Origin of the sequence: Microbacterium paulum (assembly GCF_015707995.1) — a bacterium.
Lineage (GTDB): Bacteria > Actinomycetota > Actinomycetes > Actinomycetales > Microbacteriaceae > Microbacterium > Microbacterium paulum.
This window is the reverse complement of the sequence record NZ_JAAGRY010000019.1, coordinates 20,805-47,073: the sequence shown is the minus strand read 5'-3', so window position 1 is coordinate 47,073 and position 26,269 is coordinate 20,805. Positions and strand designations below refer to the sequence as shown.

At 70.0% G+C, this 26,269-nt stretch carries 22 protein-coding genes; 1 reads left to right on the top strand and 21 read right to left on the bottom strand.

The window, feature by feature from the left end:
• Positions 1 to 560: 560 nt before the first annotated feature.
• The 6 genes from G3N18_RS06540 to tyrS all read right to left on the bottom strand — a co-directional run bounded on the left by G3N18_RS06540 (position 561) and on the right by tyrS (position 8,018).
• Positions 561 to 1,685, bottom strand: a complete 1,125-nt coding sequence (locus tag G3N18_RS06540; RefSeq protein ID WP_196383509.1) for a substrate-binding domain-containing protein — start codon at positions 1,683 to 1,685, stop codon at positions 561 to 563.
• Between the two features lie 52 nt (positions 1,686 to 1,737).
• Positions 1,738 to 3,105: a multiple monosaccharide ABC transporter permease gene (mmsB, locus tag G3N18_RS06535; RefSeq protein ID WP_196383508.1), complete on the bottom strand. Its 1,368-nt coding sequence runs from the start codon at positions 3,103 to 3,105 to the stop codon at positions 1,738 to 1,740.
• Complete coding sequence (mmsA, locus tag G3N18_RS06530) at positions 3,102 to 4,649, bottom strand: multiple monosaccharide ABC transporter ATP-binding protein (protein ID WP_196383507.1); 1,548 nt, start codon at positions 4,647 to 4,649, stop codon at positions 3,102 to 3,104. Before mmsA ends, mmsB begins: the two co-directional genes overlap by 4 nt.
• Before the next feature lie 141 nt (positions 4,650 to 4,790).
• Positions 4,791 to 5,870: a substrate-binding domain-containing protein gene (locus G3N18_RS06525; RefSeq protein ID WP_196383506.1), complete on the bottom strand. Its 1,080-nt coding sequence runs from the start codon at positions 5,868 to 5,870 to the stop codon at positions 4,791 to 4,793.
• 26 nt (positions 5,871 to 5,896) lie between these two features.
• Positions 5,897 to 6,688, bottom strand: a complete 792-nt coding sequence (locus tag G3N18_RS06520) for a DUF4184 family protein (protein WP_196383505.1) — start codon at positions 6,686 to 6,688, stop codon at positions 5,897 to 5,899.
• A 4-nt stretch (positions 6,689 to 6,692) separates the two neighbouring features.
• Positions 6,693 to 8,018: a tyrosine--tRNA ligase gene (gene tyrS, locus G3N18_RS06515; protein WP_196383504.1), complete on the bottom strand. Its 1,326-nt coding sequence runs from the start codon at positions 8,016 to 8,018 to the stop codon at positions 6,693 to 6,695.
• A 43-nt stretch (positions 8,019 to 8,061) separates the two neighbouring features.
• Here tyrS and G3N18_RS06510 point away from each other — a divergent pair, with 43 nt between their 5' ends.
• Complete coding sequence (locus G3N18_RS06510) at positions 8,062 to 8,652, top strand: hypothetical protein (protein WP_196383503.1); 591 nt, start codon at positions 8,062 to 8,064, stop codon at positions 8,650 to 8,652.
• A gap of 16 nt (positions 8,653 to 8,668) precedes the next feature.
• Here the strand turns inward: G3N18_RS06510 and G3N18_RS06505 are convergent, their stop codons facing one another.
• The 15 genes from G3N18_RS06505 to G3N18_RS06435 all read right to left on the bottom strand — a co-directional run bounded on the left by G3N18_RS06505 (position 8,669) and on the right by G3N18_RS06435 (position 26,222).
• Positions 8,669 to 9,316, bottom strand: coding sequence for a SatD family protein (locus tag G3N18_RS06505; RefSeq protein WP_196383502.1), 648 nt, complete (start codon positions 9,314 to 9,316; stop codon positions 8,669 to 8,671).
• A 62-nt stretch (positions 9,317 to 9,378) separates the two neighbouring features.
• A complete protein-coding gene (gene argH, locus G3N18_RS06500; protein ID WP_196383501.1) occupies positions 9,379 to 10,809 on the bottom strand; it encodes an argininosuccinate lyase in 1,431 nt (476 codons plus the stop codon).
• A gap of 19 nt (positions 10,810 to 10,828) precedes the next feature.
• Complete coding sequence (locus tag G3N18_RS06495; RefSeq protein ID WP_338038332.1) at positions 10,829 to 11,935, bottom strand: heparan-alpha-glucosaminide N-acetyltransferase domain-containing protein; 1,107 nt, start codon at positions 11,933 to 11,935, stop codon at positions 10,829 to 10,831.
• Positions 11,932 to 12,855: an ornithine carbamoyltransferase gene (gene argF, locus G3N18_RS06490; protein ID WP_196383500.1), complete on the bottom strand. Its 924-nt coding sequence runs from the start codon at positions 12,853 to 12,855 to the stop codon at positions 11,932 to 11,934. The genes G3N18_RS06495 and argF overlap by 4 nt, the downstream gene beginning before the upstream one ends.
• Complete coding sequence (locus tag G3N18_RS06485; RefSeq protein ID WP_206693021.1) at positions 12,852 to 14,132, bottom strand: acetylornithine transaminase; 1,281 nt, start codon at positions 14,130 to 14,132, stop codon at positions 12,852 to 12,854. The genes argF and G3N18_RS06485 overlap by 4 nt, the downstream gene beginning before the upstream one ends.
• The gene (gene argB, locus G3N18_RS06480) at positions 14,129 to 15,043 is read right to left on the bottom strand and encodes an acetylglutamate kinase (RefSeq protein WP_196383499.1); all 915 of its coding nucleotides are present in this window, start codon (positions 15,041 to 15,043) and stop codon (positions 14,129 to 14,131) included. The genes G3N18_RS06485 and argB overlap by 4 nt, the downstream gene beginning before the upstream one ends.
• A complete protein-coding gene (gene argJ, locus G3N18_RS06475; protein WP_196383498.1) occupies positions 15,040 to 16,197 on the bottom strand; it encodes a bifunctional glutamate N-acetyltransferase/amino-acid acetyltransferase ArgJ in 1,158 nt (385 codons plus the stop codon). The genes argB and argJ overlap by 4 nt, the downstream gene beginning before the upstream one ends.
• A complete protein-coding gene (gene argC, locus G3N18_RS06470) occupies positions 16,194 to 17,240 on the bottom strand; it encodes an N-acetyl-gamma-glutamyl-phosphate reductase (RefSeq protein ID WP_196383497.1) in 1,047 nt (348 codons plus the stop codon). The genes argJ and argC overlap by 4 nt, the downstream gene beginning before the upstream one ends.
• A gap of 212 nt (positions 17,241 to 17,452) precedes the next feature.
• A complete protein-coding gene (locus G3N18_RS06465; RefSeq protein WP_196383496.1) occupies positions 17,453 to 18,442 on the bottom strand; it encodes an NAD-dependent epimerase/dehydratase family protein in 990 nt (329 codons plus the stop codon).
• Between the two features lie 58 nt (positions 18,443 to 18,500).
• Positions 18,501 to 20,084: a hypothetical protein gene (locus tag G3N18_RS06460; RefSeq protein ID WP_196383495.1), complete on the bottom strand. Its 1,584-nt coding sequence runs from the start codon at positions 20,082 to 20,084 to the stop codon at positions 18,501 to 18,503.
• Positions 20,066 to 20,854, bottom strand: a complete 789-nt coding sequence (locus G3N18_RS06455; protein ID WP_196383494.1) for an ABC transporter ATP-binding protein — start codon at positions 20,852 to 20,854, stop codon at positions 20,066 to 20,068. Before G3N18_RS06455 ends, G3N18_RS06460 begins: the two co-directional genes overlap by 19 nt.
• A 140-nt stretch (positions 20,855 to 20,994) precedes the next feature.
• On the bottom strand, positions 20,995 to 23,502 hold the full coding sequence (pheT, locus tag G3N18_RS06450; RefSeq protein ID WP_196383493.1) for a phenylalanine--tRNA ligase subunit beta: 2,508 nt from the start codon (positions 23,500 to 23,502) through the stop codon (positions 20,995 to 20,997).
• Positions 23,502 to 24,563 carry a phenylalanine--tRNA ligase subunit alpha gene (gene pheS / locus G3N18_RS06445; RefSeq protein ID WP_196383492.1) on the bottom strand — a complete coding sequence of 354 codons (1,062 nt, stop codon included), beginning with the start codon at positions 24,561 to 24,563 and terminating at the stop codon, positions 23,502 to 23,504. Before pheS ends, pheT begins: the two co-directional genes overlap by 1 nt.
• 76 nt (positions 24,564 to 24,639) lie before the next feature.
• On the bottom strand, positions 24,640 to 25,578 hold the full coding sequence (locus tag G3N18_RS06440) for an amino acid ABC transporter permease (protein WP_196383491.1): 939 nt from the start codon (positions 25,576 to 25,578) through the stop codon (positions 24,640 to 24,642).
• The gene (locus G3N18_RS06435) at positions 25,575 to 26,222 is read right to left on the bottom strand and encodes an amino acid ABC transporter permease (RefSeq protein ID WP_196323337.1); all 648 of its coding nucleotides are present in this window, start codon (positions 26,220 to 26,222) and stop codon (positions 25,575 to 25,577) included. The genes G3N18_RS06440 and G3N18_RS06435 overlap by 4 nt, the downstream gene beginning before the upstream one ends.
• Positions 26,223 to 26,269 lie beyond the last annotated feature (47 nt).

The window sequence follows — 26,269 nt, the reverse complement described above, 5'->3', positions numbered from 1 at the left end:
ATCGAGGTTATTTGGCATTTGACAAGTGCACGCTGTTGAGTTCTCAAGGATCGGACGCTCCCCCCACAACACCTCACGGCATCCCAGAAGGGCAACTTCTCTACCTTACACTTCGTGTTTCGCTTGTCAAATCGGCGTTTCCGACCGAAGTCAGACGCGATGACTCGCTTGTCACGAAGCTAGATCGTTTGCTCAGCGTTTCGGCTTTACGCCAGCCCGCCGGGCAACTTCACTATCCTATCCCTCTCGCCCGACTGTGTCAAATCAGCTGTTCGCGACGATCTCGCGTCTGCGACAGCTCTCAACGACAGACTTCGATGAGCGGGATCCCATCCTAGACCAGAAGGTCTTGTTTTCTCTAGCGAGAAGTTCGAGATGGGGTGGTCCTCCACTTGAGGGGGCGAGGCCTCTCGGCCGTTTCGCTCTTCCCTGTGGGGCGAACAAGTAATATCCTGCCGCGATCACTGGGATCGGACAAATCCGGCTTGCATCCCGGGCGTGTCGCGCAGGACGGCCCCCGCTCCGAAGAGCGGGGGCCGTCGTCTGTCGTGTGGCGCTGCTTACTGGGCAGCCTTCACGATGTCGAGGAGGGTCGGGTTGTTGGCATACGCCTCAGCCGCGTTCTCCTTGGTGACGATGACCGGCTTGAGCAGGTACGCGGGAACGACCTTCACGCCGTTGTCGTACTGCTCGGTGTCGTTGACGTCGACCTCTTCGCCCTTCTGCAGCTGACCGATCATCTTGATGGTCTGCTCGACCAGGAGCGAGGTGTCCTTGTTGATCGTCGAGTACTGCTCACCGGCCATGATCGACTTCACCGACTCGACCTCGGAGTCCTGACCGGTGACGGTGAAGGTCGAGATGTCCTTACCAGCCGCCTTCACCGAGGTGATGATGGCGCGGGCGAGGGTGTCGTTCGGCGAGAGCACGCCGTCGATGGTCGCGGAGGTGTAGTTCGCCGTCAGCAGCGAGTCCATGCGACTCTGCGCGTTCTCGGCCTTCCAGCCCTGCGTCGCCGTCTGCTGGATGTCGGTCTGACCCGAGACCACCTTGAGCGTGCCGTCGTCGATCTTCGGCTGCAGCACCTTCATCGCGCCGTTGAAGAACACCGCCGAGTTGGCGTCGTCGGGTGAGCCCGAGAAGAGCTCGATGTTCCACGGCGCTGCGTGGCCCGAGCGCTTCGCCAGCCCGTCGAGCAGGGCCTGGCCCTGCAGCTCGCCGACCTTGAAGTTGTCGAACGCGACGTAGTAGTCGACGTTCGGCGTGTTCTCGATCAGCCGGTCGTACGCGATGATCTTCACACCGGCATCCGCGGCCTGCTGAAGCTGCGTACCGAGCTGCTTGCCGTCCTTGGCACCGATCACGATGACCTTCGCACCGTTGGTGATCATCGCCGAGATCTGGTTCTGCTGCTCGGCGACCGTGTTGGATGCCGGGGCGTACTGCACGTCGCCCTTGAAGCCGGCCGACTTCAGGCCGTCTTCGAAGAGCTTGCCCGCGAGCACCCAGTTCTCGGAGGTCTTGTCGGGCAGGGCGATGCCGATCGTCGCGTCGGAGGCGAACCCGGCCGCGGCCGACTCGGAGGCGCCGGTGTCGCCGCCGCGCCCACCCGAGCTCGAGCATCCCGTGAGGGCGAGAGCGGTGACGGCGGCAACCGCCGCCGCCGCGAGTGCGATTCTCTTCATTGATTCATCACTTTCTGTTGTGGGTATCTCTTGGTGTGGCAGCGCGCGAGGGCTACTGCCGGGGAAGGTCGGCCGGAAGGCTCGACTCGTTGGAGACCGACGTCGGGGCGACGGCGGGCACGGTTTCGGGGAGGGCGGCCTTCGTGTCCTTGTCGCCGGAGTCCTTGCCACCGAAGTTGCGCATGAACAGGCCGATGATCGACGGACCGCCGCGACGCTTGCTGATGACGTCGATCGCGACGGCGAGCAGCAGCACGAGACCCTTCGTGATCGAGATGGCGTCGGCACCCGCACCGATCAGTTGCAGGCCGTTGTTGAGGAACGCCATCACGAGACCGCCGATGATCGATCCGATGACCGTGCCGATGCCGCCCGAGACGGCGGCGCCGCCGATGAAGACCGCGGCGATGGCATCCAGCTCCCAGCCGTTGCCGTCTTGCGGGCCCGACGCCGTGGCGCGACCGACGTAGATCATGCCGGCGACGGCGGCGAGGATCGACATGTTCATCATCACGAGGAAGTCGACGCGACGGTCTTTGACACCCGACAGCGCGGCGGCCATGCGGTTGCCGCCGACGGCGTAGATGTGCCGACCGAAGACGGTGCGGTTCGTGATGAACGAGTAGACCACCACGAGGACGAGGAGGATCACGCCCGAGATGGGGAAGCTCGTGCCGGGGCGCCCGGTGGCGAACAGCCAGGCCGCCCAGAGGATCGCGGCCGACAGCAGCACGACCTTCACACCCGACACCCACAGCGGCGCGGGCTCGACGCCGATGCGCTGCTGCTGACGGCGCAGCCGGTACTCGTTGTAGAACACCCAGCCGACACCGATCAGGCCGAGCAGCATCGTCAGCACGTTGAAGTTCACCGCGATGGGGAGCTCGGGCAGGTAGCCGGAGCCGATGAAGCTGTACTCGGGCGGCACCGGCGTGGTCGTCGACTGGCCGATCCACTGGTTGCCACCGCGGAAGATCAGCATGCCGGCCAGGGTCACGATGAACGCGGGAACCCCGACGTAGGCGACCCAGAACCCCTGCCATGCGCCCACGAGCGCGCCGACCACCAGGCCGATGCCGATCGCGACGGGCCAGGGCACCTGCCAGTCATCCATCGACTTCGCGACGATGATGCCGACGAAGGCGGCCACCGAGCCCACCGACAGATCGATGTGACCGAGGATGATCACCATCACCATGCCGATCGCGAGGATCAGGATGTAGGACTGCTGGCTGACGACGTTGATGAGGTTCTGCGGCGAGAGCGTCGTGCCGTTCGTCCAGATCTGGAACACCACGATGATCGCGATCAGCGAGAACAGGATGCCGAATTGGCGCAGCGACGACGTGCCGCCGCCGAACATCTTCTTCAGGTCGGCGATGCCGCCGTTGCTTTTCGAGGGAACCGTCTCGGTGGTCATCGCTGTGCTTTCTGTCGTACGGAGGTCATGCTGCGCATGAGGTTCTCGGGGGTCGCCTCCGAGACCGGCAGATCATCGGTGATCTGCCCCTCGAAGATCGTGTAGATGCGGTCGGAGATGCCCAGGAGCTCGGGCAGTTCGCTCGAGATGAGGATCACGCCTTTCCCCTGCGCGGCGAGCTGCTGGATGATCGTGTAGATCTCGTACTTCGCCCCGACGTCGATGCCGCGCGTGGGCTCGTCGAGGATCAGCAGATCGGGATCGGTGAACATCCACTTGGCCAGCACGACTTTCTGCTGGTTGCCGCCGGAGAGCTTCGCGACGCCCACGTCGACCGACGGCGTCTTGATGCGAAGACGCTTGCGGTAATCATCGGCGACATCGCTCTCGGTGTAGGCGTCGATCACGCCGCGCGGGGCGACCTTCGACAGCTTCGCCGACACGATCGAGCGCTTGATGGTGTCGAGCAGGTTCAGCCCCAGAACCTTGCGGTCTTCGCTCACGTAGGCGAGACCGTGGTCGATGGCCGACTGCACGTCTTTCAAGACGATCTCTTCGCCGTCTTTGATGAGCGTGCCCGAGAGGTACTTGCCGTAGGAGCGGCCGAAGACACTCATCGCGAGCTCGGTGCGCCCGGCGCCCATGAGCCCGGCGAGGCCGACGATCTCGCCGCGACGGACGACGAGGTTCGAGCCCTTCGCGACGAGCCGCTCGGGAACCTGCGGGTGCTGCACCCACCAGTCGCGCACCTCGAAGAACACCTCGCCGATGTGCGGCGTGCGGTCGGGGAACCGGCTCTCGAGCGACCGGCCCACCATGCCGCGGATGATGCGGTCTTCGTCGACGCCGCCGGCGTTCACGTCGAGCGTCTCGATCGTGCGGCCGTCGCGGATGATCGTGATCTCGTCGGCGATCTGCTCGATCTCGTTGAGCTTGTGGCTGATGATGATCGACGTGATCCCCTTGCCCTTGAGCGAGAGGATGAGGTCGAGCAGGTGCTGCGAGTCGTCTTCGTTCAGCGCCGCGGTCGGCTCGTCGAGGATGAGGAGCTTGACCTCTTTCGAGAGCGCCTTCGCGATCTCGACGAGCTGCTGCTTGCCGACGCCGAGGTGCTTGATCTGCGTGTCGGGATCTTCGCGCAGACCGACGCGGGCCAGCAGGTCGAGGGCGCGCAGTCGGGCCTGCGACCAGTCGATCACTCCCCCGCGCTCGATCTCGTTGCCGAGGAAGATGTTCTCGGTGATCGACAGCTCGGGGATCAGCGCGAGCTCCTGGTGGATGATCACGATGCCAGCCTGCTCGCTCGCGCGGATGTCTTTGAACTCGACGACCTCGCCGCGGAACCAGATCTCTCCGTCGTACGTGCCGTACGGGTAGACGCCCGAGAGCACCTTCATGAGCGTCGACTTGCCGGCGCCGTTCTCACCGCAGATCGCGTGCACTTCGCCGGCAGCCACCGTGATCGACACGTTGCTGAGCGCCTTGACACCCGGGAACTCTTTGGTGATGGAGCGCATCTCCAAGATCGGGACTGCGTCCGTCATCGTGCGCGACCTCCTCGTCGTGTGCTGTCGTCCGGTATCGGACCGCTAGATGTGACCGTTCACATTGCTTGATCATCGTGCACCTTCGACGGCGCCGTGTCAATCGGCGCGAAGCGCTGTTATCGGCCCGTTATGGAACGGTCAGCGGCCGGGCGACGGAGCAGGCGCCGATGAGTCGCGTACGACCAGGCGCGGCACGACATCGGATGCCTCCGGAGCCGCTTCCGCCGCCTCGGGGGCAGTCGACGGTGCACCGATCGCGTCGAGCAGCGCGCGGACCGCGCGCTCGCCGAGACCCGTGAAGTTCTGGTGCACGGTCGTCAGCGGCGGCCACCCGTGGCGGGCGAGCGGGATGTCATCGAAGCCGACGACGCTGAGCTGGCGGGGAAGGTCGACCCCCACGTCGCGGAACCCGTGCAGCAGCCCCAGCGCCATGGAATCGTTCGCGGCGAACACGGCGGTGAAGTCGAGCCGCCTCGACAACTCGATCGCGGCGCGATAGCCGAAGTCTCCCGTCCAGTCGCCGAGGATCGGCGGACGGGTGGGCAGATCGGCGTCGGAGAGTGCGTGCAGATAACCGCGCATGCGGCTCTCGGCCTCGATCCAGTCCTGCGGGCCGGCGACGTGCAGGATCTCGACGTGACCGAGCGAGATCAGGTGTTCGGTGACCATGCGCGCACCGTGCACCTGGTCGTCGGCGAGTTCGGCGATGCCGCGCTCGGCCGAGTGCAGTCCGAGATAGGGCACGTCGACGTCGAGTTCGGCGAGAACGTCGAACACGCGCACCTGCGGGGCGTGCACGATGATGCCCTCGACCGACTGGCGGCGCAGATGCTCGACGGCGGCGCGGATCGTCTCGGGACGGGTGTCGCTCAGGTAGGCGGAGGTCACCCAGTAGCCGCGTTCGCGTGCGGCGTCTTCGAGGGCGGCCAGGCTCGAGGTCGGCCCGTACTCGCCGCGCGAGCCGAGGACGACGCCGAGCGTGCGCGAGCGACTCGTGACGAGCGCTCGCGCCGCCTGGTTCGGCCGATAGCGGAGCTCGGCCATGGCGTCGAGCACCCGCTGCTTCGTGGCGGGACGGATCGAGGGGTGGCCGTTGAGCACGCGCGAGACGGTCTGGTACGAGACGTCGGCAGCGCGCGCGACGTCGCGGATGCTCGCGGTGCGCGTGCGTTCCTCGCCTGCCGTCACCCTGCCCTCGCCTTCGATGTGCACGTTCACATTACCGCTCGCGGTGCGCGCGGGCGTCACGCCCGGGCGCCGCGGCGGCGCACCAGCACGATGACGAGGCAGAGCACGAGAGTCAGCACACCCCACACCGCGCACGCGGGAGGCAGCACACGGTAGGCGAGGTGCTGCGCCGTCCACGATGCGGTGAGCGGGCCGTAGACGGCGAGCCCGATCAGCCACGCGACGACGAGGGCGATCGGGAGCGACACCCACCACGCGCGGCGCACTCCGGGCGGCAGAACGCGGGCGACGGATGCCACGGGCGCACGCCGCGAGAGCCAGCGCGCACCGTACACCGCGAGGATCACGAGGGCGACGATGCTCGAGCCGTGCTGCAGCCACTTGTAACCAGGCAACGGACCCCATTGATCGGTCAGCGCCGGGATCAGCCGCAACCCCCAGCGGTCCTCGTGCGTGAAGGCATCCCACGCGATGTGCGAGAGCACGCCGAGAAGGAGAGAGACCGCGACGAGCAGCGCGACGACGAGGCGCGAACGCGTCCGCGCTCCCCCGCCGGTGCGCCCGAAGGCGGGCGGGCCGTCCCACTCCGCCGGCAGTCTCCGCGCCAGCGCGTCGGGCGAGAGCTCGCGCACCGCCGGCCGCAGCACCGCGTACCAGAGGGCGAGGAGCCCCAGCGCGATCACCGTCGACAGCAGCACGTTCGTGTGCGTCGCCTGATACGTGAGCGGCGTGCTACGGAGGAAGAGCGGCAGATCGGGGGTCATCGCCCCGATCGCGATCGCCGCGGGGACGAGCGGCGTGCGTACGAACGGCAGCGCGACGACCGCGTGCGAGGGGGTGAACGGCACGCGGTCAGCCGACGAAGAGGCCCGCGAGGGTCTTCTTGCCGCGGCGCAGCACCGACACCCCACCGGGCAACGCGCCGGTCACGACCGCGTCTTCACCCTCGACCTTGGCTCCATCGAGCGAGACGCCGCCCTGGGCGATCGCGCGTCGCGCCTCGGAGAGACTCGCGACGAGACCCGTGTCGACGAGCGCCTGCACCACCGGCGTGCCCGCCGCGACCTCGGCGTGCGGAAGCTCCTCCAGGGCGCTCCGCAGCGTCGCCGCATCGAGCGTCGTCAGATCGCCCGCGCCGAAGAGGGCCTCGGATGCCGCGATGACGGCATCCGCGGCATCCTCACCGTGCACGAACGCCGTGACCTCGCGCGCCAGACGCTTCTGCGCGGCGCGACGGAACGGCTCGGACTCGACGAGCGCCGCGTACTGGTCGATCTCGGCGCGCGTGAGGAAGGTGAACACCTTGAGACGGTCGACGACGTCGGCGTCGGTCGTCGACAGCCAGAACTGGTACATGCGGTACGGGCTGCACATCGCGGCATCGAGCCAGATCGCGTTGCCCTCGCTCTTGCCGAACTTCGTGCCGTCGCTGTTGGTGATCAGCGGTGTGCCGATCGCATGCACCCCGACGCCTTCGACGCGGTGGATGAGGTCGACACCGCTCGTGAGGTTGCCCCACTGGTCCGATCCGCCGGTCTGCAGCACGCACCCGTACTGCCGGTGGAGCTCGAGGAAGTCCATGCCCTGCAGGATCTGGTAGCTGAACTCGGTGTAGCTGATGCCGGCCTCGGAGTTGAGGCGTGCCGACACGGCGTCTTTCTTCAGCATCGTGCCGACGCGGTAGTACTTGCCGATGTCACGCAGGAAGTCGATCGCCGACAGCGGAGCCGTCCAGTCGAGGTTGTTCACCATGCGGGCGGCGTTCTCGCCCTCGAAGCTGAGGAACCGTTCGACCTGCGAACGCAGGTACCCCACCCACTCGGCGACGGTGTCTTTCGTGTTGAGGGTGCGCTCGGCGGTCGGGCGCGGGTCGCCGATGAGGCCCGTCGATCCGCCCACGAGACCCAGCGGCCGGTGACCGGCCAGCTGCAGCCGGCGCATCGTGAGCAGCTGCACCAGGTTGCCCAGGTGCAGGCTCGGGGCGGTCGGGTCGAATCCGCAGTAGTACGTGATCGGGTCGCCCGACAGCAGCTCGCGCAGAGCCTCTTGGTCGGTGGACACGTGCACGAGGCCGCGCCAGACGATCTCGTCCCAGACGTTCTCGAACGTCGGGTCGTTGGCGGGCGTCAGCGCCCGCAGGGGCGCGGCCGGAGCGTTCGCGGAGACGGTTTCAGACACCCGCCCAGGGTACCGTGCCCTGCGTGCGTGCCAGACTGACGACGTGGATGCCGCTGCCGATCTGCTCGTGACGACGCTCGTCGCGATCTTCCTCTTCCTCGCCCTGTGCGCGGCGCTCGTGCTCGTGACCGTGTCGCTGCGGCGCCCGCGAGCCGTGCCGCTGCTCGTCGCGAGCGGGCTCGTCGTGCTGTGCGTCGTCGTGGTCGCCGTACTGCCGTGGAACATCCCGCCGCTCTACGTCGCGGTGCTCGCTCTTCTGGCCGTCGCTCTCGCCGCGTTCGGCGGAAACCCGGTCGTGCGATGGGTGCTCGCCGTCGCCGACGGCGGTCGCATCGTCGACGGGCCGCGCGGAGGCATCCTCGTCGAACTCATGAGCGAGCCGCCCGCCACTCCCCGGCAGGAAGAGATCCTCCGCGGCGGCACGACGATCGGTTACGTCGAGCGGCTGGCGGCGGCCCTCGGCATCGTGGCGGGGTTTCCCGCGGTCATCGCGGTGATCGTCGCGGTGAAGGGCGTCGGGCGCTTCACCGAGCTCGCCACTCCCGCCGCGCGCGAGCGCTTCATCGTGGGGACCCTCACGAGCCTGCTGTGGGCGTGCGCCGTGTCGGCGATCGTGCCACTCGCGCTCTGGTGAGCGGGCTCAGCCGGGTTCAGCCCGGTGCGACGAGCTCCTCGAACCCGGCGATGATCGCCGTCGCCCCCGCCGCCGACAGGGTCTGCGAGACGGCCGACTGGCTGATCCCCTCCGCATCGGCGAGTTCGGCCTGCGTCGCGCCGGTGATGCGGCCGTAGACGAGCCGGCGCACACGGTCGCTCCAGCGCCCGATGAGGCGATCGCGCGCGAGGGCGCCCGCATTCGCGATGCGCACGAGCTCGGTCGCCGCGCGTTCTTCGGGAGCCGCCGCGACCCACGTGCGGGCCTGCGGCACCTCTCGCGCGGCGAGCTCTTCGACCCGTTCGACGGCGGCCCGGGCCGCCCACCACGCCGGCCCTTCGGCGAGCGCCCCGGCTGCCGAGGGGATCTCTTCGGCCGGCCCGATGCCGAGACCGAAGCGCAGGTCGACGCCGGGAGGGAGAGCGAGCCGCTGCAGCGTCGTCGCGGCGAGTGCGATCCGCAGCGATGGAAAGGTGCCCTGCAGCTCGTCGCCGACGACGGCACGCAAAGGGTCTGCGGTGCGAGCGTGCTCGGGCATCGCGAGCGACGCCCGCTCGAGGGCGCTTTCGAGGTCGCGCTGCGCCGCGGCGCGGTTGGCGAGAGTGCGAGACCCGACGATGTCGGCGATGACGGCGATGACCATGACGTCAGACTATCGCTTATATCTGACGATCAAGAAGTCTGCGGGTTATTTATTCGACGCTATCAGCCGAAGATCGATGTCGCGGCGTGCTGGGCGCGCGCGATGAGCTCGGCGCGCTGCTCGGCGACGCGCACGCCCGCCGTTCCGCCCGCCCCGGTGCGACTCGCGACCGAGCCCTCGATCGAGAGCACCCCGCGCACCGCGGGCGTGAGCAGCGGCGACACCGATGCCAGCAGCTCGTCGTCCGCGTCTTCGAGCCCGATTCCGCGCTGCTCGCACGCCCGCACGAGCGATCCCGAGATCTCGTGCGCGTCGCGGAACGGCACGCCCTGCGTGACGAGCCACTCCGCGACATCCGTGGCGAGCGAGAAGCCCGCCGGCGCGAGCGCGGCCATGCGCTCAGTGTCGAAGCGGAGCGTCGCCACCATTCCCGCGAACGCCGGCAGCACGACCTCGAGCGTTGCGATCGAATCGAAGACCGGCTCTTTGTCTTCTTGCAGGTCGCGGTTGTAGGCGAGAGGCAGGGCCTTCAGCGTCGCCAGCAGCCCCGACAGGTTGCCGATGAGGCGGCCGGCCTTGCCACGCGCCAGCTCGGCGATGTCGGGGTTCTTCTTCTGCGGCATGATGCTCGAGCCCGTGGAGTACCCGTCGTCGAGGGTGACGAAACCGAACTCGCGCGTGTTCCAGATGATCACGTCTTCGGCGAAGCGCGAGAGGTCGACGGCGATCATCGCCGCGACGAACGCGAACTCGGCGACCACGTCGCGGGCACTGGTGGCGTCGAGCGAGTTCTCGGCGGGTCGCGACAGCCCCAGCCGCTCGGCGACCAGCTGCGGGTCGAGGCCGAGCGTCGCGCCGGCGAGCGCGCCGCCGCCGTAGGGCGAGACGGATGCCCGCACCGACCAGTCGCGCAGGCGCTCGAGGTCGCGCACGAGCGGCCACGCGTGCGCCTGCAGGTGGTGGGCGAGCAGGATCGGCTGCGCGTGCTGCAGGTGGGTGCGACCGGGCATGATCGCCGACGGGTGCGCCTCGGCCTGCGAGACGATCGCGTCGATCAGCCGCAAGACGTCGCGCGCGATCACACGCGCGTGGTCGAGCAGGTACAGGCGCACGAGCGTGGCGATCTGATCGTTCCGGCTGCGGCCCGCGCGGAGCTTGCCGCCGAGCTCGGCCCCGACCTGGGCGATGAGCGCGGCCTCGAGGGCGCCGTGCACGTCTTCGTCGGAGTCGGCGGCGACCAGCGATCCGTCGGCGACGGCGGCGGCGAGAGCATCGAGCCCCGCGTGCATGCGCTCCTCTTCGTCGGCCGTCAGATAACCGGCAGCGGCGAGGGCGGCGGCGTGCGCGTGCGAACCAGCGAGGTCGTAGGGCGCGAGCACCCAGTCGAAGTGGGTCGAGCGGCTCAGGGCGGCGAGTTCGGGCGACGGGCCCGAGGCGAAACGCGCGCCCCACAGGGCGCCTTCATTCGTGCCGTGCGCGGTGGAGTCAGTCACCCGCACAGCCTACCGAGGGTCAGCGGGGCACGAGCCGCCGCGTGATCACAGCGATCATGCGCTCGAGCGGACCGCGACCCCAGATGAGGGCCCACACCGTGCAGCCGACGAGGGTGGCGAGAACGAACGGCCAGAAGGGCTGCAGCGCACGGAAGCCGGCGAGGTCGCCGGTGTCGCCGAGCACCACCGCGGCCCCGATCGCCCATGCCACGAGCTGCCCCACATAGGCGGTGAGCGGCATCGATCCGACGGTCCGGAGCGGCAGGAGGACCGCCGACACGCGCAAGCGGCACACCAGCACGCACGCGCCGATGACGGCGAGCGCTCCCCCGCCCGATCCCACGACCTCCCAGAGACCGCCCGAGTGCGCGGCATCCGTCAGCACCGTCTGCAGATAGCCGCCGAACGCACCGCCGTCGGGAACGGCAGACAGGGTGTGCGCCGTGATCGACGCGCCCACGGCCGCCGCGACGACGGCCGACAGACCCGCCAGCACGAGCACGAGGTCGGTGTGCGCCACCCGCAGATCGCTGCGACCGGCCGCCATGCCCGCCACGAGGAACGCCGCCCACAGCGGAAACGGGTAGTGCCAGCCGACGAGCGCCGTGAGGTTCCACGCCTCGCCCGCCTGCCATACCGGCACGGCATCGAGCACGGGCAGCACCCACGGCATGAGCACGGCGAGGGAGGCCGCGACGATCCAGAGCGTCTGCGCGCGCAGCGTGAGCAGGGCAGCCCCCAACAGGAACAGCAGGGCGTAGGCGGGAAGAATCACGTACACCGGCACGCCGGTCGCGACGAGCGCCACCCCGAGCAGCCAGATCAGCACCGCACGCACGATCAGCCGCCGCCGGGTGAGCGAGAGCGCGCGGCCCCGCTGGGGACGGGTGCCCGACGACCCGGGCTCGGCACTGAGCAGCGCGATCGACACCCCCGCGAGGGTCGCGAAGAGGATCGACGAGCGACCGTTGACGACATCGACCCAGGTGCCCGGGCGGGTCGGGTCGAACCGCTCGATCACGAGCAGGTGCGCGGCCAGCATGCCGAGCACCGCCAGCCCGCGGGCGAGGTCGACGCCCCGCACGCGCGACGGCGCGTTCAGGGCGGCGACCCCGACAGGTCTCACTGCTGGCGCAGCAACCAGACCAGCAGCGCCTTCTGGGCGTGCAGACGGTTCTCGGCCTCGTCCCAGACGACCGACTGCGGGCCGTCGATGACCTCGGCATCCACTTCATAGCCGCGGTCGGCGGGCAGGCAGTGGATGAAGATGGCGTCGGATGCCGCGAGGCCCATCGTCTCGGTCGTCACCTTGTAGGGGCCGAGGTCGCGCAGGCGTGCCGCCTTCTCTTCCTCTTTGCCCATCGACACCCAGGTGTCGGTGACGATGACGTCGGAGCCGACCGCGGCCTCGTTCGGGTCGGTGTAGAGAGTCACCGATCCGCCCGTCTCCGCCGCGATGCGCTCGGCGTCGGCGACGACGTCGGCGCGCGGCGCGTACGCCGCCGGGGATGCCACACGCACGTGCATGCCCGCCGTGACACCCGCGAGCACGTACGAATGCCCCATGTTGGACAGTCCGTCGCCGAAGAACGTGAGGGTGAGCCCCTTCAGCTCTCCCTTGTGCTCGCGGATGGTGAGGAGGTCTGCGAGCAACTGGCAGGGGTGGAAATCGTCGCTCAAGGCGTTGACCACCGGCACCGTGGTGCCCCGCGCCATCTCTTCGAGGCCCGCCTGCGCGTAGGTGCGCCAGACGATCGCCGCGACCTGGCGCTCGAGCACGCGCGCGGTGTCGGAGGGGGTCTCTTTGCCGCCGAGCTGGCTGTTGGCCGTCGAGATGATGAGGGGCGAGCCGCCGAGGTCGGCGATGCCGACCGCGAACGACACCCGCGTGCGGGTCGAGCTCTTGTCGAAGATCACCGCGACGGTCTGCGGACCTTCGAGGGGCTTCAGCTTCCAGCGGTCCTTCTTCAGCGAGACGGCGAGATCGAGGATCTCGGCCTGCTCGGCCGGGCTCAGGTCGTCGTCGCGGAGCAGGTGACGGGTCATGCGGATACCTCCGATGGGTCGGTGTCGTCGGGCAGCAGCGCATCGTGCACGGCCCCGAGCGCGCGGGAGAACAGGTCGGCGAACTCGTCGACCTCGACGTCGCCGATCACGAGCGGCGGCGCGAGGCGGATGGTGCGGTCGTTGGCGGCGTTGACGATCAGGCCGTGCTGCTGGGCCGCGGCGACGACGGCGCCGGCGACGGGCTCGTGGAGCGCCACGCCGATCAGCAGCCCCTGGCCGCGTGTGCCCGCGACGAGCGGCGAGTCGATCGCCGCGATGGCGGCACGGACACGGTCGCCCTGCACGGTGGCGTTCGTCAGCAGGTCGGCGCGTTCGATCTCGCCGAGGACGGCGGATGCCACGGCGGTGCCGAGCGCGTTGCCGCCGAACGTCGAGCCGTGGGTGCCGGGGTAGAACAGGTCGCCGGCGGCGCCGAAGGTGATGAGCGCCCCGATCGGGAACCCGCTGCCGATGCCCTTCGCGACCGTGATCGCATCGGGCGTGATGCCGGCGTGCTGAAAGCCGAACCAGGCGCCGGTGCGGCCGGCGCCGGTCTGGATCTCGTCGACGATCAGCAGCGCCCCGTGCCGCGCCGTGATCTCGCGTGCCGCCTCGAGGTACCCCTCGGGCAGCGCCACGACCCCCGCCTCGCCCTTGATGGGCTCGACGAACAGCGCCGCGACCCGGTCATCCATCGCCTCTTCGAGGGCCTCGATCGTCGAGTCGAGGAATTCGACGCCCGGCGTCATCGGCAGGAACGGCTCTTGCATGTACGGCTTGCCGGTGAGGGCGAGGGTGCCCATCGTGCGGCCGTGGAACGCGTCTTTGAGGGCGAGGATGCGCGGGCGCACCACGGTGCCGTCGGCACTGCGGCCGTGCAGCCGGGCGAGCTTGAACGCGGCCTCGTTCGCCTCGGCGCCCGAGTTGCCGAAGTAGACGCGACCGGAAGGGCCCGTGCCGGCGAGGCGCTTCAGCGTCGCCGCGAGGGCGAGCTGGGAGGGCGTCGCGAAGTAGTTCGAGACGTGCGCGAGCGTGGCCGCCTGCCGCGACACCGCCTCGACGAACACCGGGTGGGCGTGCCCGAGCGAGACGACCGCGATGCCCGCGAGGAAGTCGAGGTAGCGTCGCCCCTCGGCATCCCACAGGTAGGCGCCCTCGCCGCGCACGAAGAGTGCCATGCGGTCGCCGACGTTGCGGGTGAGATCCCGCGCGGCGTCGTCCTGCCACGGCGAGACCGCCGCGGTCTCGCTCACGCTCTGCGTGTCTGCGCTGGTCACTGCGCCACCACCTCTGTTCCGATTCCCTGTTCCGTGAAGATCTCGACCAGCACCGAATGGGGCTGGCGTCCGTCGATGATGGCGGCCGTGTCGACGCCGCCGTCGACGGCGTCGAGGCAGGCCTGCATCTTGGGGATCATCCCCGATTCGAGCCGCGGCAGCATCTCGCGCAGTTCGGCCGCCGTCAGGTGCGACACGAGCGAATCGCGGTTCGGCCAGTCGGCGTAGAGCCCCGCGACATCGGTGAGCACGACGAGCTTCGAGGCGCCGAGTGCCGTGGCGAGCGCGGATGCCGCGGCATCGGCGTTCACGTTCAGCGAGTGCCCCGGGTTGTCGTGGTCGGGAGCGATCGACGAGACCACTGGAATGCGCCCGGCGGCGAGCTGATCGAGCACCGGCTGCGGATCGACCCCGACGACATCGCCGACGGCGCCGAGGTCGTGCTCGGTGCCGTCGATCACGACACCGCGGCGGCGGCCGCGGAACAGGCCCGCGTCTTCGCCCGAGAGGCCCGCGGCGAACGGCCCGTAGGCGTTGATGCGCGCGACCAGTTGCGGGTTCACCTGCCCGGTGAGCACCATGCGCACGACGCTCATCGCCTCGGTCGAGGTGACCCGGTAGCCGCCCTTGAACTCGCTCGGGATCGACAGCCGGTCGAGCATCTGCGAGATCTGCGGACCGCCGCCGTGCACGACGACGGGTTTGACGCCCACGAACCGCAGGTACGCGATGTCTTGCGCGAAGGCATCCTGCAGCTCTTCGGACACCATCGCGTTGCCGCCGTATTTGATGACGATGATCTGATCGCGAAAGCGCGCCAGCCAGGGCAGTGACTCGATGAGCACGGCCGCCTTCTCGGCGGCCTGCTCAGGGGTCGTCAGCTGGACGTTCTCGGCGGCCGTGTCGCTCATGAGCTGTAGGCGCTGTTCTCGTGCACGTAGTCGTGCGTCAGGTCGTTCGTGAGGATCGTGGCCTCGGCATCGCCCGCCTTCAGGTCGATGACGACGAGGGTCGGCCGCGGGGTGAGGTCGACCTCGTCGCGGGGGCGGTCGGGTGCGCCCGCGCTGCACAGGCGCACGCCGTTGAAGCTGACGTCGACGGCGTAGGGGTCGAAGGATGCCTGGGTGGTGCCGATCGCGGCGAGCACCCGCCCCCAGTTCGGATCGTTGCCGAAGATCGCGGCTTTGAAGAGGTTGTTGCGGGCGACCGATCGCCCCACCTCGACCGCGTCGTCGACCGATGCGGCGTGCACGACCTGGATCGCGATGTCGTGGCTCGCGCCCTCCGCATCGCCCTGCAGCTGCTGGGCGAGGTCGGCGCACAGCTCGGTGAGCGCGAGGGCGAACTCGTCGAGGTCGGGGCGGATGCCGCTCGCGCCGCTCGCGAGCAGGGTCACCTGGTCGTTCGTCGACATGCAGCCGTCGGAATCGAGTCGGTCGAACGTGACCGCCGTCGCGCGGCGGAGCGCGGTGTCGAGCTCCTTCGCATCGAGGACCGCGTCGGTGGTGACGACGACGAGCATCGTCGCCAGGCCCGGCGCGAGCATGCCGGCGCCCTTCGCCATGCCGCCGATCGTCCACCCGTCCCGCGTGACGACGGCGCGCTTCGCGTGCGAGTCGGTCGTCATGATGGCCTCCGACGCGGCGATGCCGCCGTCGGGGCTGAGCTCGGCGAGCGCCGCCTCGGTGCCGGCGAGCACCTTCGCACGGAAGGTCTCATCCCCCGAGCCGATGAGCCCCGTCGAGCACACGAGCACGTCACCCGGACTCACGGCGAGAAGCTCGGCTGCCCGCTCGGCGGTCTGGTGGGTGGTCTGAAAACCGAAGGCGCCGGTGAAGCAGTTCGCGCCGCCCGAGTTCAGCACCACGGCCTCGACCGTGCCGTCGGCGATCGCCTGCTGCGACCAGAGGATCGGGTTGGCCTTGGCCCGGTTGCTCGTGAAGACGGCGGCACCGGCCTTCAGCGGCCCGCGGTTGACGACGACGGCGACGTCGGGCTTGCCGGTCGATTTCAGTCCGACGGCGACACCCGCCGCCTCGAACCCTGCTGCTGCGGTGACGCTCACGGTGCCACTCCGTTCACGGTCAGGCCCGTGGTCTCGGGAAGACCGAGGGCGATGTTCATCGACTGGATGGCGGCACCCGCGGTGCCCTTGACGAGGTTGTCGACCGCGGTCACCACGACGACGCGGTTCGCGGCGCGGTCGATCGCGAGGCCCACGAGCGCCGTGTTCGCGCCCAGCACGTCGGCGGTGCGCGGGAACTGGCCCTCGGGCAGCAGTTGCACGAAGGTTTCGTCGCCGTACGCCGACTCCCAGGCATCCCTGATCTCGGCGTCGGTCACGCCGCTCGCGATCGGCGCCGACGAGGTCGCGAGGATGCCCCGCGCCATCGGCACGATCACAGGCGTGAACGAGATGCGCACCTCGCCCGACGCGCCGGCGCCCAGCAGGGCCTGCCGGATCTCTGGGATGTGCCGGTGCGTGCCGCCGACGGCATAGGGGTTCGCCGAACCGAGGATCTCGGATGCCAGCAGGTTGGTCTTCAGGCTCTTGCCGGCCCCCGAGGGACCGACGGCCAGCACGCTCACGATGTCGGAGGGGTCGATGACCCCGGCCGAGACCCCGGGGGCGAGGCTCAGGCTCACGGTCGACGCGTTGCACCCGGGCGCGGCGATGCGGCTCGCGCCGACGAGGTTCGCGCGCTGCTTTCCGCCCGCGACGGGCAGTTCGGGCACGCCGTACGCCCACGGATCGTGGAAGTCGCCGCCGTAGAACTGCGCCCAGGCATCCGCCGACGTCAACCGATGGTCGGCGCCCGCGTCGATCACGAGCGGCGTGGCCGCGAGCGCGTCGGTGTACTGCCCCGACTGTCCGTGCGGCAGCGCGAGGAAGACGATGTCGTGGCCGGCGAGCACCTCGGGCGTCGTCGGCGCGAGCGTCAGGTGCGCGAGCGAACGCAGGTGCGGCTGGTGCGCCGCGAGCGGGTCGCCCGCGTTGCTGTGCGCGGTGACGGTGGTGATCTCGATATCGGGGTGCGAGGCGAGCAGGCGCAGGATCTCGCCACCCGCATAGCCGGAGGCGCCGGAGACGGCGACCGAATAGGTCATTTCTCAACCTTATTGTCTGTGGGATCGGGGCCGGAGACGGCGACACCCACTGCTCGACCCGGCGACGGGGAGCATGCGGGGTCGCCTACAGTCGGCGGCCGCGGAGGTCGAGGCGTCGGGGCGCGCGGAACACCGTCGACACGGTGTTCAGGTCGGCCACGAGCATGCGGTGACGATAGCGCGCGTGCGGGGCGAGAGGCAAATCCGGGCGCTCACACGCGCAACGCGGCGATCAGCTCGATCTCTTCGCCGCGGGTGAGCCCCGCCGCCCGCGCGCGGTCGAGACCCCGAGAGCGTTCGTCGTCGAGGGTGCGCGCGATCGTCTCGTCAAGCGGACGCAGCGCGCCGCCGAGCAGGCGGTAGGTCGCGTTCGACCGCGTCGCGAACCCCGTCGCCTCGGCCGGGAGCCACAGCGGCAGCGACCGGGGGCCGGCCCAGTAGCCGACACCGTGGTCCTGCAGCGCCTCGGGCGATGCGACGGCGAGGTCGCCGGTGTGACCGGATGCCTCCCGCGCGAGCCGCAGCACCTCGCCGAGCGGCACGGAATCGCCCACCGTGTTGACCACTCCCGTGAACCCGGCGCGGCCGATCGCGACGATGAAGGCCGCGAGGTCGTCGACGTCGATGACCTGCACCCGGGCATCCGGTTCGTCGGGCACGAGCACCGGTTCGGCCCCCGCGAGCGCGAACCGCGCGGGCCAGTAGCCGAACCGGTCGGTCGGGTCACCGGGGCCGACGATGAGCCCCGGGCGCACGATCGCGCCGCGGTGGCCGAACGCCGCACGAACGGCGTCTTCTGCCGCAGACTTCTGGCCCGCGTAGTCGCCATCGGCGCCGGGGTCTGCCGGGTCGACCGGGTCGGCGAGCGCGGCATGCTCATCAGCGCCGGGCTCGTCGTCGCGGGCGTACACCGACACACTCGACACGTAGGTCAAGTGGCGGGCGGTCTCACGCAGCGCGTCGGCGGCCGCCGCGACGTGCGCCGCGCGCGACGAGACGTCGACGACCTCGTCCCAGTCGCGCGTGCGGACCTCGTCGTACGCGCCGGGCGCGGTGCGGTCGGCGCGCACGAGCCGAGCGCCGTACGGCGCGTCGCGCCCGCCGCGGGCGAGGCAGGTGACGGATGCCCCGGCATCCAGCCACGCCGTCGCGACGCGGCCACCCAGCCATCCCGTCCCGCCGAGGATCAGCACGTCGGTCATGGGTCTCCTCCCCTCGTCGCAAAATCAGGTCGTCGGAAAAATCAGGTCGTCTAGAAGCTCAGGTCGTCGGGAAGGCCTTGATCCGCTGCAGCAGGTCCGGGCCGGTGCGCTCGAGGGTGCGGCCGCCGACGAGCACGCCCACCACGATCACGCCCGCGCCCACGACGAGGCCGACGGCGAGCGCGACGAGTCCCACCGCCGGGTCGCGGCCGACCATTCCGATGCCGCCGACGATGAGGGCCGGCGCGGCGAGCACACCGCACGCGGCGAGCACGACGAACACGAGCAGCCCGCTCACGAAGGTCTGACCCGGCACCGTCTTGAACGGGCTGTCGCCGGGCGCGGCCACAGGCGTCACGATGAGCGCCGACGACACGGCCGTCACTCCGTACCCGACCAGGAGCAGCCCGAGCGCCGCGCCGAGGGTCGCGGCGAGCGTCGACACGTGGCCGCCGATGACGGCGGTGATCACCGCGATCACGACGGTGAGCGGCACGCCGACGCATGCCGCGCCGAGAATGCGGCCCCACCGGTCGTGCCGGCCGCGGATGCCGCTCGAGAGCACCGACGCGAACGCCGTGCCGTCGTAGGAGATGTCGCTGTAACCGGCGATGCACAGCACGAACGCCACCATCACGGGCGAGGCCGCGAACATAAAGCCGTCCACTCCCCCGGTGAAGGCGAACAGGATCGGGAAGAGCGGCGCCACGACCAGCTGCCGCAGATAGCGCGGGTCGCGCAGCCACCCGGTGAGCGAACGCGCCCACGTGGCGCCGACGCCGCCGGTCGGCATGACGCCGAAAAGGCCGAGTCGCCCGGGTCGCACCGCCCGGGTCGCCTGCCGCGGGGGCGAGACCGTCGCCCGTTCGAGCGACCAGCGCCACGCGGCCCAGAGCACGGCGAGGGTCGCGACAGCGATGACGAACTTCAGCACCGCCGTGCCGTACGAACCGGCGGCGACGTCGCCGGGCACGGCCCACGCGGCGCCGAACGGCGTCCACCCGAGCACGTCGGCGGTGCGCCCGAACTGCGCGCCGATGTCGCCCGCGTTCGACAGGGCGGCCAAGGCTCCGGTGGCGAGCGGACCGGCGAAGATGATGACGACGAGCACGATCGTGCCGACGAGCTCGCGGCCGCGCCGGTTGCCGCCGAGACCCGTGCTGAGGGCGGATCCCAGGCGCGTCGCGACCACGCACGTGAGCACGGCCAGGGCGATGCAGGGCACCGCGACCACGACGGCGAGCGGCGAGCGCACCCACAGCACGAGTGTCGCGAGCGCGGCGATCGAGGTCGCGATGCCGGGGATTCCGGTGAGGCCCGTCGCGGTGAGGATCGCCATCACCTGACGGGTCGTGAACGGGAAGGTCGCGAGCTTCGTGGCATCCACCGTCGTGTCGATCCCCGCGATCAGCAACGGCCCCACGATCCAGCCGAGTAGCAGTGCCGAGCCGCCGAGGATCGCCACCGCGCGCACAGGCTCGAGGTCGTCGAGACGCGAGACCCCGATGAGCACCGAGATCACGAGGGCGAGGATGCTGAGGGCCCAGAGGATGCCGAAGCAGAAGCCGACGAGCTGCCAGGGACGGCGTGCGAGGGTGTTGCCGAGAATGCGGTAGCGGAGCTTCAGGACTGTCGCAACCACTGCGGTCCCTCGCTCGTGTGCCGGCCGCCGACGAGTTCGACGAAGCGGTCTTGCAGCGACTGGGCGCCGCGCACCTGATCGACCGTTCCCGCGGCGAGCACGCGGCCCGCGGCGATCACGGCGACGTGGTCGCACATGCGCTGAACGAGGTCCATCGAGTGGCTCGAGACGATGACGGTGCCGCCGGTGGCGGTGTACGAGCGCAGCACGTCTTCGATGTTGGCCGCCGAGACAGGGTCGACCGACTCGAACGGCTCGTCGAGCACGAGCAGGCGCGGCGCGTGCACGAGAGCGCACGCGAGCGCGACCTTCTTGGTCATGCCGGCCGAGTAGTCGGCGACGATGACGCCCGCCGCGTCGCGGAGGTCCATCAGGTCGAGGAGGTCTGCCACGCGCGGCGCGATCTGCTCGCGCGGCACCGAGAACATCATCGCCGTGTAGGTGATGAGCTGCTCGCCGGTGAGCCGGTCGAAGAGCCGCACGCCGTCGGCGAGGTTGCCGATCATCGCCTTCGCGGCGACAGGATCGGCCCACACATCGACGCCGTGCACCCACGCGGTACCCGCGTCGGGTCGCAGCAGCCCGGTGGCCATCGACAGGGTCGTGGTCTTGCCGGCCCCGTTCGGCCCGACGAGGCCGTAGAAGGAGCCCTGCGGGACGAGGAGGTCGACGCCGGCGACCGCGACCTTGTCGTCGAAGCGCTTCACGAGCCCCGCAAGGGCGAGGGCAGGTGCGGCGATCGGTGCGGGTGGCGGCGGCGTCTCAGTCATCCTCACCGAGCCTACTCACGCCCTGTGTGCGCATGTGGTGCGTCCGCATGTCCTGCGTCGCGAAAGCAGGGCGGATCGCGCCGGAGGGGGCGCCGAGCACGCCCCGAGCACGATCCGCCCTGCTTTCGGAACGTCGGCGACTACTCGCGGATCGTCGCGGCGTAGCGCTCGGCCGCCACAGCGACGCCCGCGAGCTTCGCGTCGGTCGCCTCGGCGGCGGTCAGGGTGCGGTCTTCCGCGCGGAACCGCAGCGCGAACGTGAGGCTCTTCGTGCCGTCGGCAAGCCCGTGCCCGCGGTAGTCGTCGACGAGCCGCAGCGATTCGAGCAGGTCACCGGCTCCCTCGCGAAGCGCCGCGGCCACGTCGCCGGCCACGACGTCGTCACCCACGACGAGCGAGACGTCTTGCGTCGCGGCGGGGAACCCCGACAGCGACGCGGCGACGTCGGGGCGCCCGGCGAGGCTCAGCGCGAGGTCGAGGTCGATTTCGGCGACGTAGACGCGACCGGGCAGGTCGGCCTCGGCCGACACCGCCGGCAGCACCTCGCCGACGTAGCCGATCTCGACACCGCCGACCGAGAGCGCACCGGTGCGCCCGGGGTGCAGCGCGGCGCGCTCTCCCTGCGCGACGTCGATCCGCACGCCCGCTGCGGCACCGATCACCTCGACCGCCGACAGCACATCGGCGAGGTCGGCGGCGACCGCCGCCCGGCCGGGAGCCTTGGGCGACACGGACCCGGTCAGGAGCACCGCCACCCGGCGCGGCTGAGGCGGGATCGAGGCGTCGAGCGCGGCGAGCGTCTCGTCGGTCGGGCGCTGCCCGAGCGGCGGGACGACGGCGGTGCCGTAGGCGACACCCATCTCGGGGTCGAACACGAGCCCGGTCTCGAACAGGGCGAGGTCGGTGAACCCGCGCGACAGATTCCGGTGCGCGACCTGCAGCAGCCCCGGCACGAGCGAGCGGCGCAGGTAGGGCGCCTGCCCGTCGAGCGGGTTGGCGAGCCGGATGCCGGGGTCGGCGTCGCCCGATGCCGACCCGTGCAGCGTGTTCGCCGCCGCGGTCGCGAACGGGAACGACGGGGTCTCGACGTAGCCCGCGCCGGCGAGCGCGTTCGCGACGCGGCGCCGGCCCTTCTGCAGCGGCGTCAGACCGCGACCCGACGGCGGGGTCGGCAGCACCGACGGAATGCGGTCGAGGCCGTGGATGCGCGCCACCTCTTCGGCGAGCGTCCAGCGGTCGGTGAGGTCGGGGCGCCACGACGGCGGGATGACCTCCCAGCCGTCGCCGTCGTCGAGTGCCGAGACCTCGCAGCCGATCGTCTCGAGGGCGCCGGTGATCTCGGCATCCGTGTAGTCGACGCCGATCAGCTGCGGCACGAACGCGCGCGGCAGCTCGATCGCCTCGAGGAACACCTCGCCGTAGAGCGCCCCGCCGAGCTCGGTGTCGAGCGTGCCGCCGGCGAGGGAGACCATGAGGTCGGCGACGCGGCGCGCCGCGACGAACGGGATGAGCGGGTCGACGCCGCGCTCGAACCGGCGCGACGCCTCGCTCGGCAGCTTGTGCCGGCGGGCGCTCCGCGCGATCGTGACGGTGTCGAAGGTCGCGGCTTCGACGAGCACGTTGCGCGTGGCATCCGTCATCTCGGTCGTACCTCCCCCCATGACACCGGCGAGGCCGATCGGGCCCGAGTCGTCGGTGATGAGCAGGTCTTCGACCGAAAGCATGCGCTCCTTGCCGTCGAGGGTGACGATCGTCTCGCCCTCGGTCGCGCGGCGCACCGTAATGCCGCCTTCGAGGGTGTCGAGGTCGTAGCCGTGCACGGGGTTGCCGAGCTCGAGCATGACGTAGTTGGTGATGTCGATCAGGATGCCGAGGGAGCGGATGCCCGCGAGCGTCAGCCGCGCGATCATCCACGGCGGGGTGGGCCGCGACGGGTCGACGCCGCGCACGACGCGCGCGACGAACTCGCTCGCCCCGACGCGCCCGCGGATCGGGTTCTGGTCGTCGACGGTGATCGGGAACCCGCTGCCGGGCTGCACGTCGTCCCATTCGTGCGCCGCGGGGTCGCGGAACGCCGCACCGGTCGCGTGCGCGTACTCGCGCGCGATGCCGCGGATCGACAGTGCGTAGCCGCGATCGGGGGTCACATTGACGTCGACCGCGACATCGTCGAGGCCGAGGAGGGTGATCGCGTCGGTGCCGGGGGCGGGGTCGAGGCCCAGCTCCGCCAGACGCAGGATGCCGTTGTGCTCATCGCCGAGACCGAGCTCGCGCGCCGAGGCGATCATGCCGTCGGAGACGTGCCCGTAGGTCTTGCGGGCCGAGATCGGGAAGGGCCCCGGCAACACGGCGCCGGGGAGCGACACCACGACCTTGTCGCCCGGGAAGAAGTTCGACGCGCCGCACACGATGCCGCGCGGTTCGGCTTCGCCGACGTCGACCTGGCACCAGCGGATCGTCTTGCCGTTGGTCTGCGGCTCTTCGTCGAACGAGAGCACCTGACCGACGACGACCGGACCGGTCACCTCGAACCCGAGCGCCTCTTCTTCTTCGAAGCCCACCGAGACGAGCGCTGCGAAGACGTCGTCGGTCGTGGCATCGGCCGGGACGTCGACGTATTCACGCAGCCAAGACAGAGGGACGCGCATCAGACCACCATTCCGAACTGCTCACTGAAACGCACATCGCCCTCGGCCATGTCGCGCATGTCCTGCACGTCGGAGCGGAACATCAGCGCCCGCTCGACGCCCATCCCGAACGCGAAGCCCGAGTACACCTCGGGGTCGATCCCCGCCGCGCGCAGCACGTTCGGGTTCACCATGCCGCAGCCGCCCCACTCGATCCAGCGCGCGCCGCCCTTGAAGGTCGGATGCCAGAGGTCGAGCTCGGCCGACGGCTCGGTGAACGGGAAGAAGTTGGTGCGGAACCGGGTCTTCGCCTCGGGGCCGAACAACTGCCGCGCGACGTGGTCGAGGGTGCCCTTGAGGTTCGCCATCGAGATGCCCTTGTCGACGACGAGGCCCTCGAACTGCACGAAGGCGGGCAGGTGCGTGGCGTCGAACTCGTCGGTGCGGTAGACCCGCCCGGGGCAGAGCACGTAGATGCCCCGACCGTTCTCGACGAGATCGGCGCCGCGCTCGAGCATCGAACGCACCTGCACGGGGCTCGTGTGGGTGCGCAGCACCAGGTGACGCTCGACCGGGTCGACGAAGAACGTGTCCTGCATCTGACGTGCCGGGTGGTCGACGTCGAAGTTCAGGGCGTCGAAGTTGAACCACTCGTGCTCGAGCTCGGGACCTTCGGCGATCTCCCAGCCCATGCCGACGAACAGGTCGGCGATCTCCTCCTGCAGCAGCGAGACGGGATGCCGCGCACCCACCCGCGCCCGCGGCGCGACGGCCGTGATGTCGATCCGCTCTGCCTCGAGCTGGGCGGCGGCCTCGGCCTCGGCGAGCGCCTCCTCGCGCGCGGCCAGCGCCTGTCCGACGCGTCCGCGCGCCTGCCCCACGAGCTTGCCGAGGGCGGCCTTCTGATCGTTCGGCACGTTGCGCAGCTGCGCGTTCAGCCGGGCGAGGGCGGATGCCTCGCCGGTGTGCGCCGCGCGGGCGGCTTTCAGCTCTGCGGTGCTCGTCGCTGCGGCGATCGCCGCGAGGGCGTCGTCGGCGGCAGCATCCACCGATTCCTGGGTGATCGTGGGCTCGTCAGACACAAGAGCCGAGTCTACCGGCGGGCCCGGTGCCGCACGCACCCCGACCGGCGGCGGCTCGGCTCCCGCTCGGCGCTGCTCAGTGCGGCCGGCGCCCGAATCCGCCGCCCTCGGCGCCGGATCCCCCGTCGGGCACGTTCTGCAGTCCGATGAGCTGCGTGTCGGTGACGTCGCCGACCGGGTGGTGCATCGGGTCGACGGGTGTCAGCGCGCTGTCCTGCCGCTTCAGGCGCTTCTCGAGCAGGCGGGCGATGTACGACAGCGCGAGGCACAGGGCGACGTAGATCGAGCCGCCGACGATCGCCGCGGGGATGAGGGGCGAGCCGTACACGGCGTTCGAGCCGAGCAGCTTCACGAGGTAGAGCAGCTCGTGATAAGTGATGATGAAGCCGAGCGCGGTGTCCTTCAGCGTCACGACGAGCTGCGCGACGATGACCGGCATCATCGCCCGGATCGCCTGCGGCAGCAGGACGAACGCCATGACGCCCGACTTGCGGAGCCCGATCGCGTATCCCGCCTCGCTCTGACCGCGCGGCAGCGACTCGACGCCGGCGCGGATCACCTCGGCGAGCACCGAGCCGTTGTAGGCGATGAGGGCGATGACGACCGCCCAGTACGGCTCCATCTTGATGCCGACGACGGGCAGCCCGTAGTAGAGCAGCATCATGAAGATCAGCACCGGGATGGCGCGGAGGATCTCGACGATCCAGCCGACCGGCACCCGGACCCAGGCGTGGTCGGAGAGTCGTCCGAGCGCGAGCAGGAAGCCGAGCACGAGGGCGCCCACCGCGGCCGCGGCGAACGCGGCGAGCGTGTTCAGGGTGGCCTCGCCGAAGAGGGCCCAGATCGAGGAGTAGGTGAACAGCTCCCACTTCTTGGCGGTGAACTGCCCCGTCACCGCGAATCGCCAGATCACCCAGGCGATGCCGGCGATCACCAGGAGCGCCGTGATCACGGCGAGGATGCGGTTGCGCGCGATCGCCTTCGGCCCGGGCACGTCGTACAGCACGGAACTCATCGCGCGACCCTCCATTTGTTCTCGAAGACCCGTTGCAGCCACGCCAGCAGCAGCACCAGCACGATGAAGATGAGCATCACCCACAGGAGCACGACGAGCTGGTTCTCGCCCTGCTCACTGAGCCACGATCGGATCGACCCGAGGTTCAGCACGGAGAACCCGGCGGCGACGGTCGTGTTCTTCAGCAGCGCGATGAACACGCTCATCATCGGCGGGATCACCGAACGCGTGGCCTGGGGCAGCACGACGAGCGTCATGACCTGGGTGAACGTGAGACCGAGCGCCCGCGCCGCCTCGGCCTGCCCGACGGGAACGGTGTTGATGCCCGAACGGAGCGTCTCGGCGACGTAGGTCGCGGTGTAGACGCCGAGCGCGATCGTCGGCAGCACGATGGGGTCGATGCGTTCGCGCAGCAGGATCGGCACGCAGAACGCGAAGAAGAACATCACCAGCGTCAGCGGGGTGTTGCGGATCCAGTTGACGTAGACGGTGCCCACGGCGCGCGCCACGGGCACCGGCGACACGCGCATCGCCCCGACGATGAGGCCGAGCACGAGGGCGATGAGCCCCCCGCCGAAGAACAGGATGAGCGTCCCCTGGAGTGCCTGGCCCCAGAGATCCAGGTGATCGGTGATGACTCCCATGCCCTGTTCTTCCTGCGTCGTCGTGCGCGCGTGTCGCGTTGGATGTG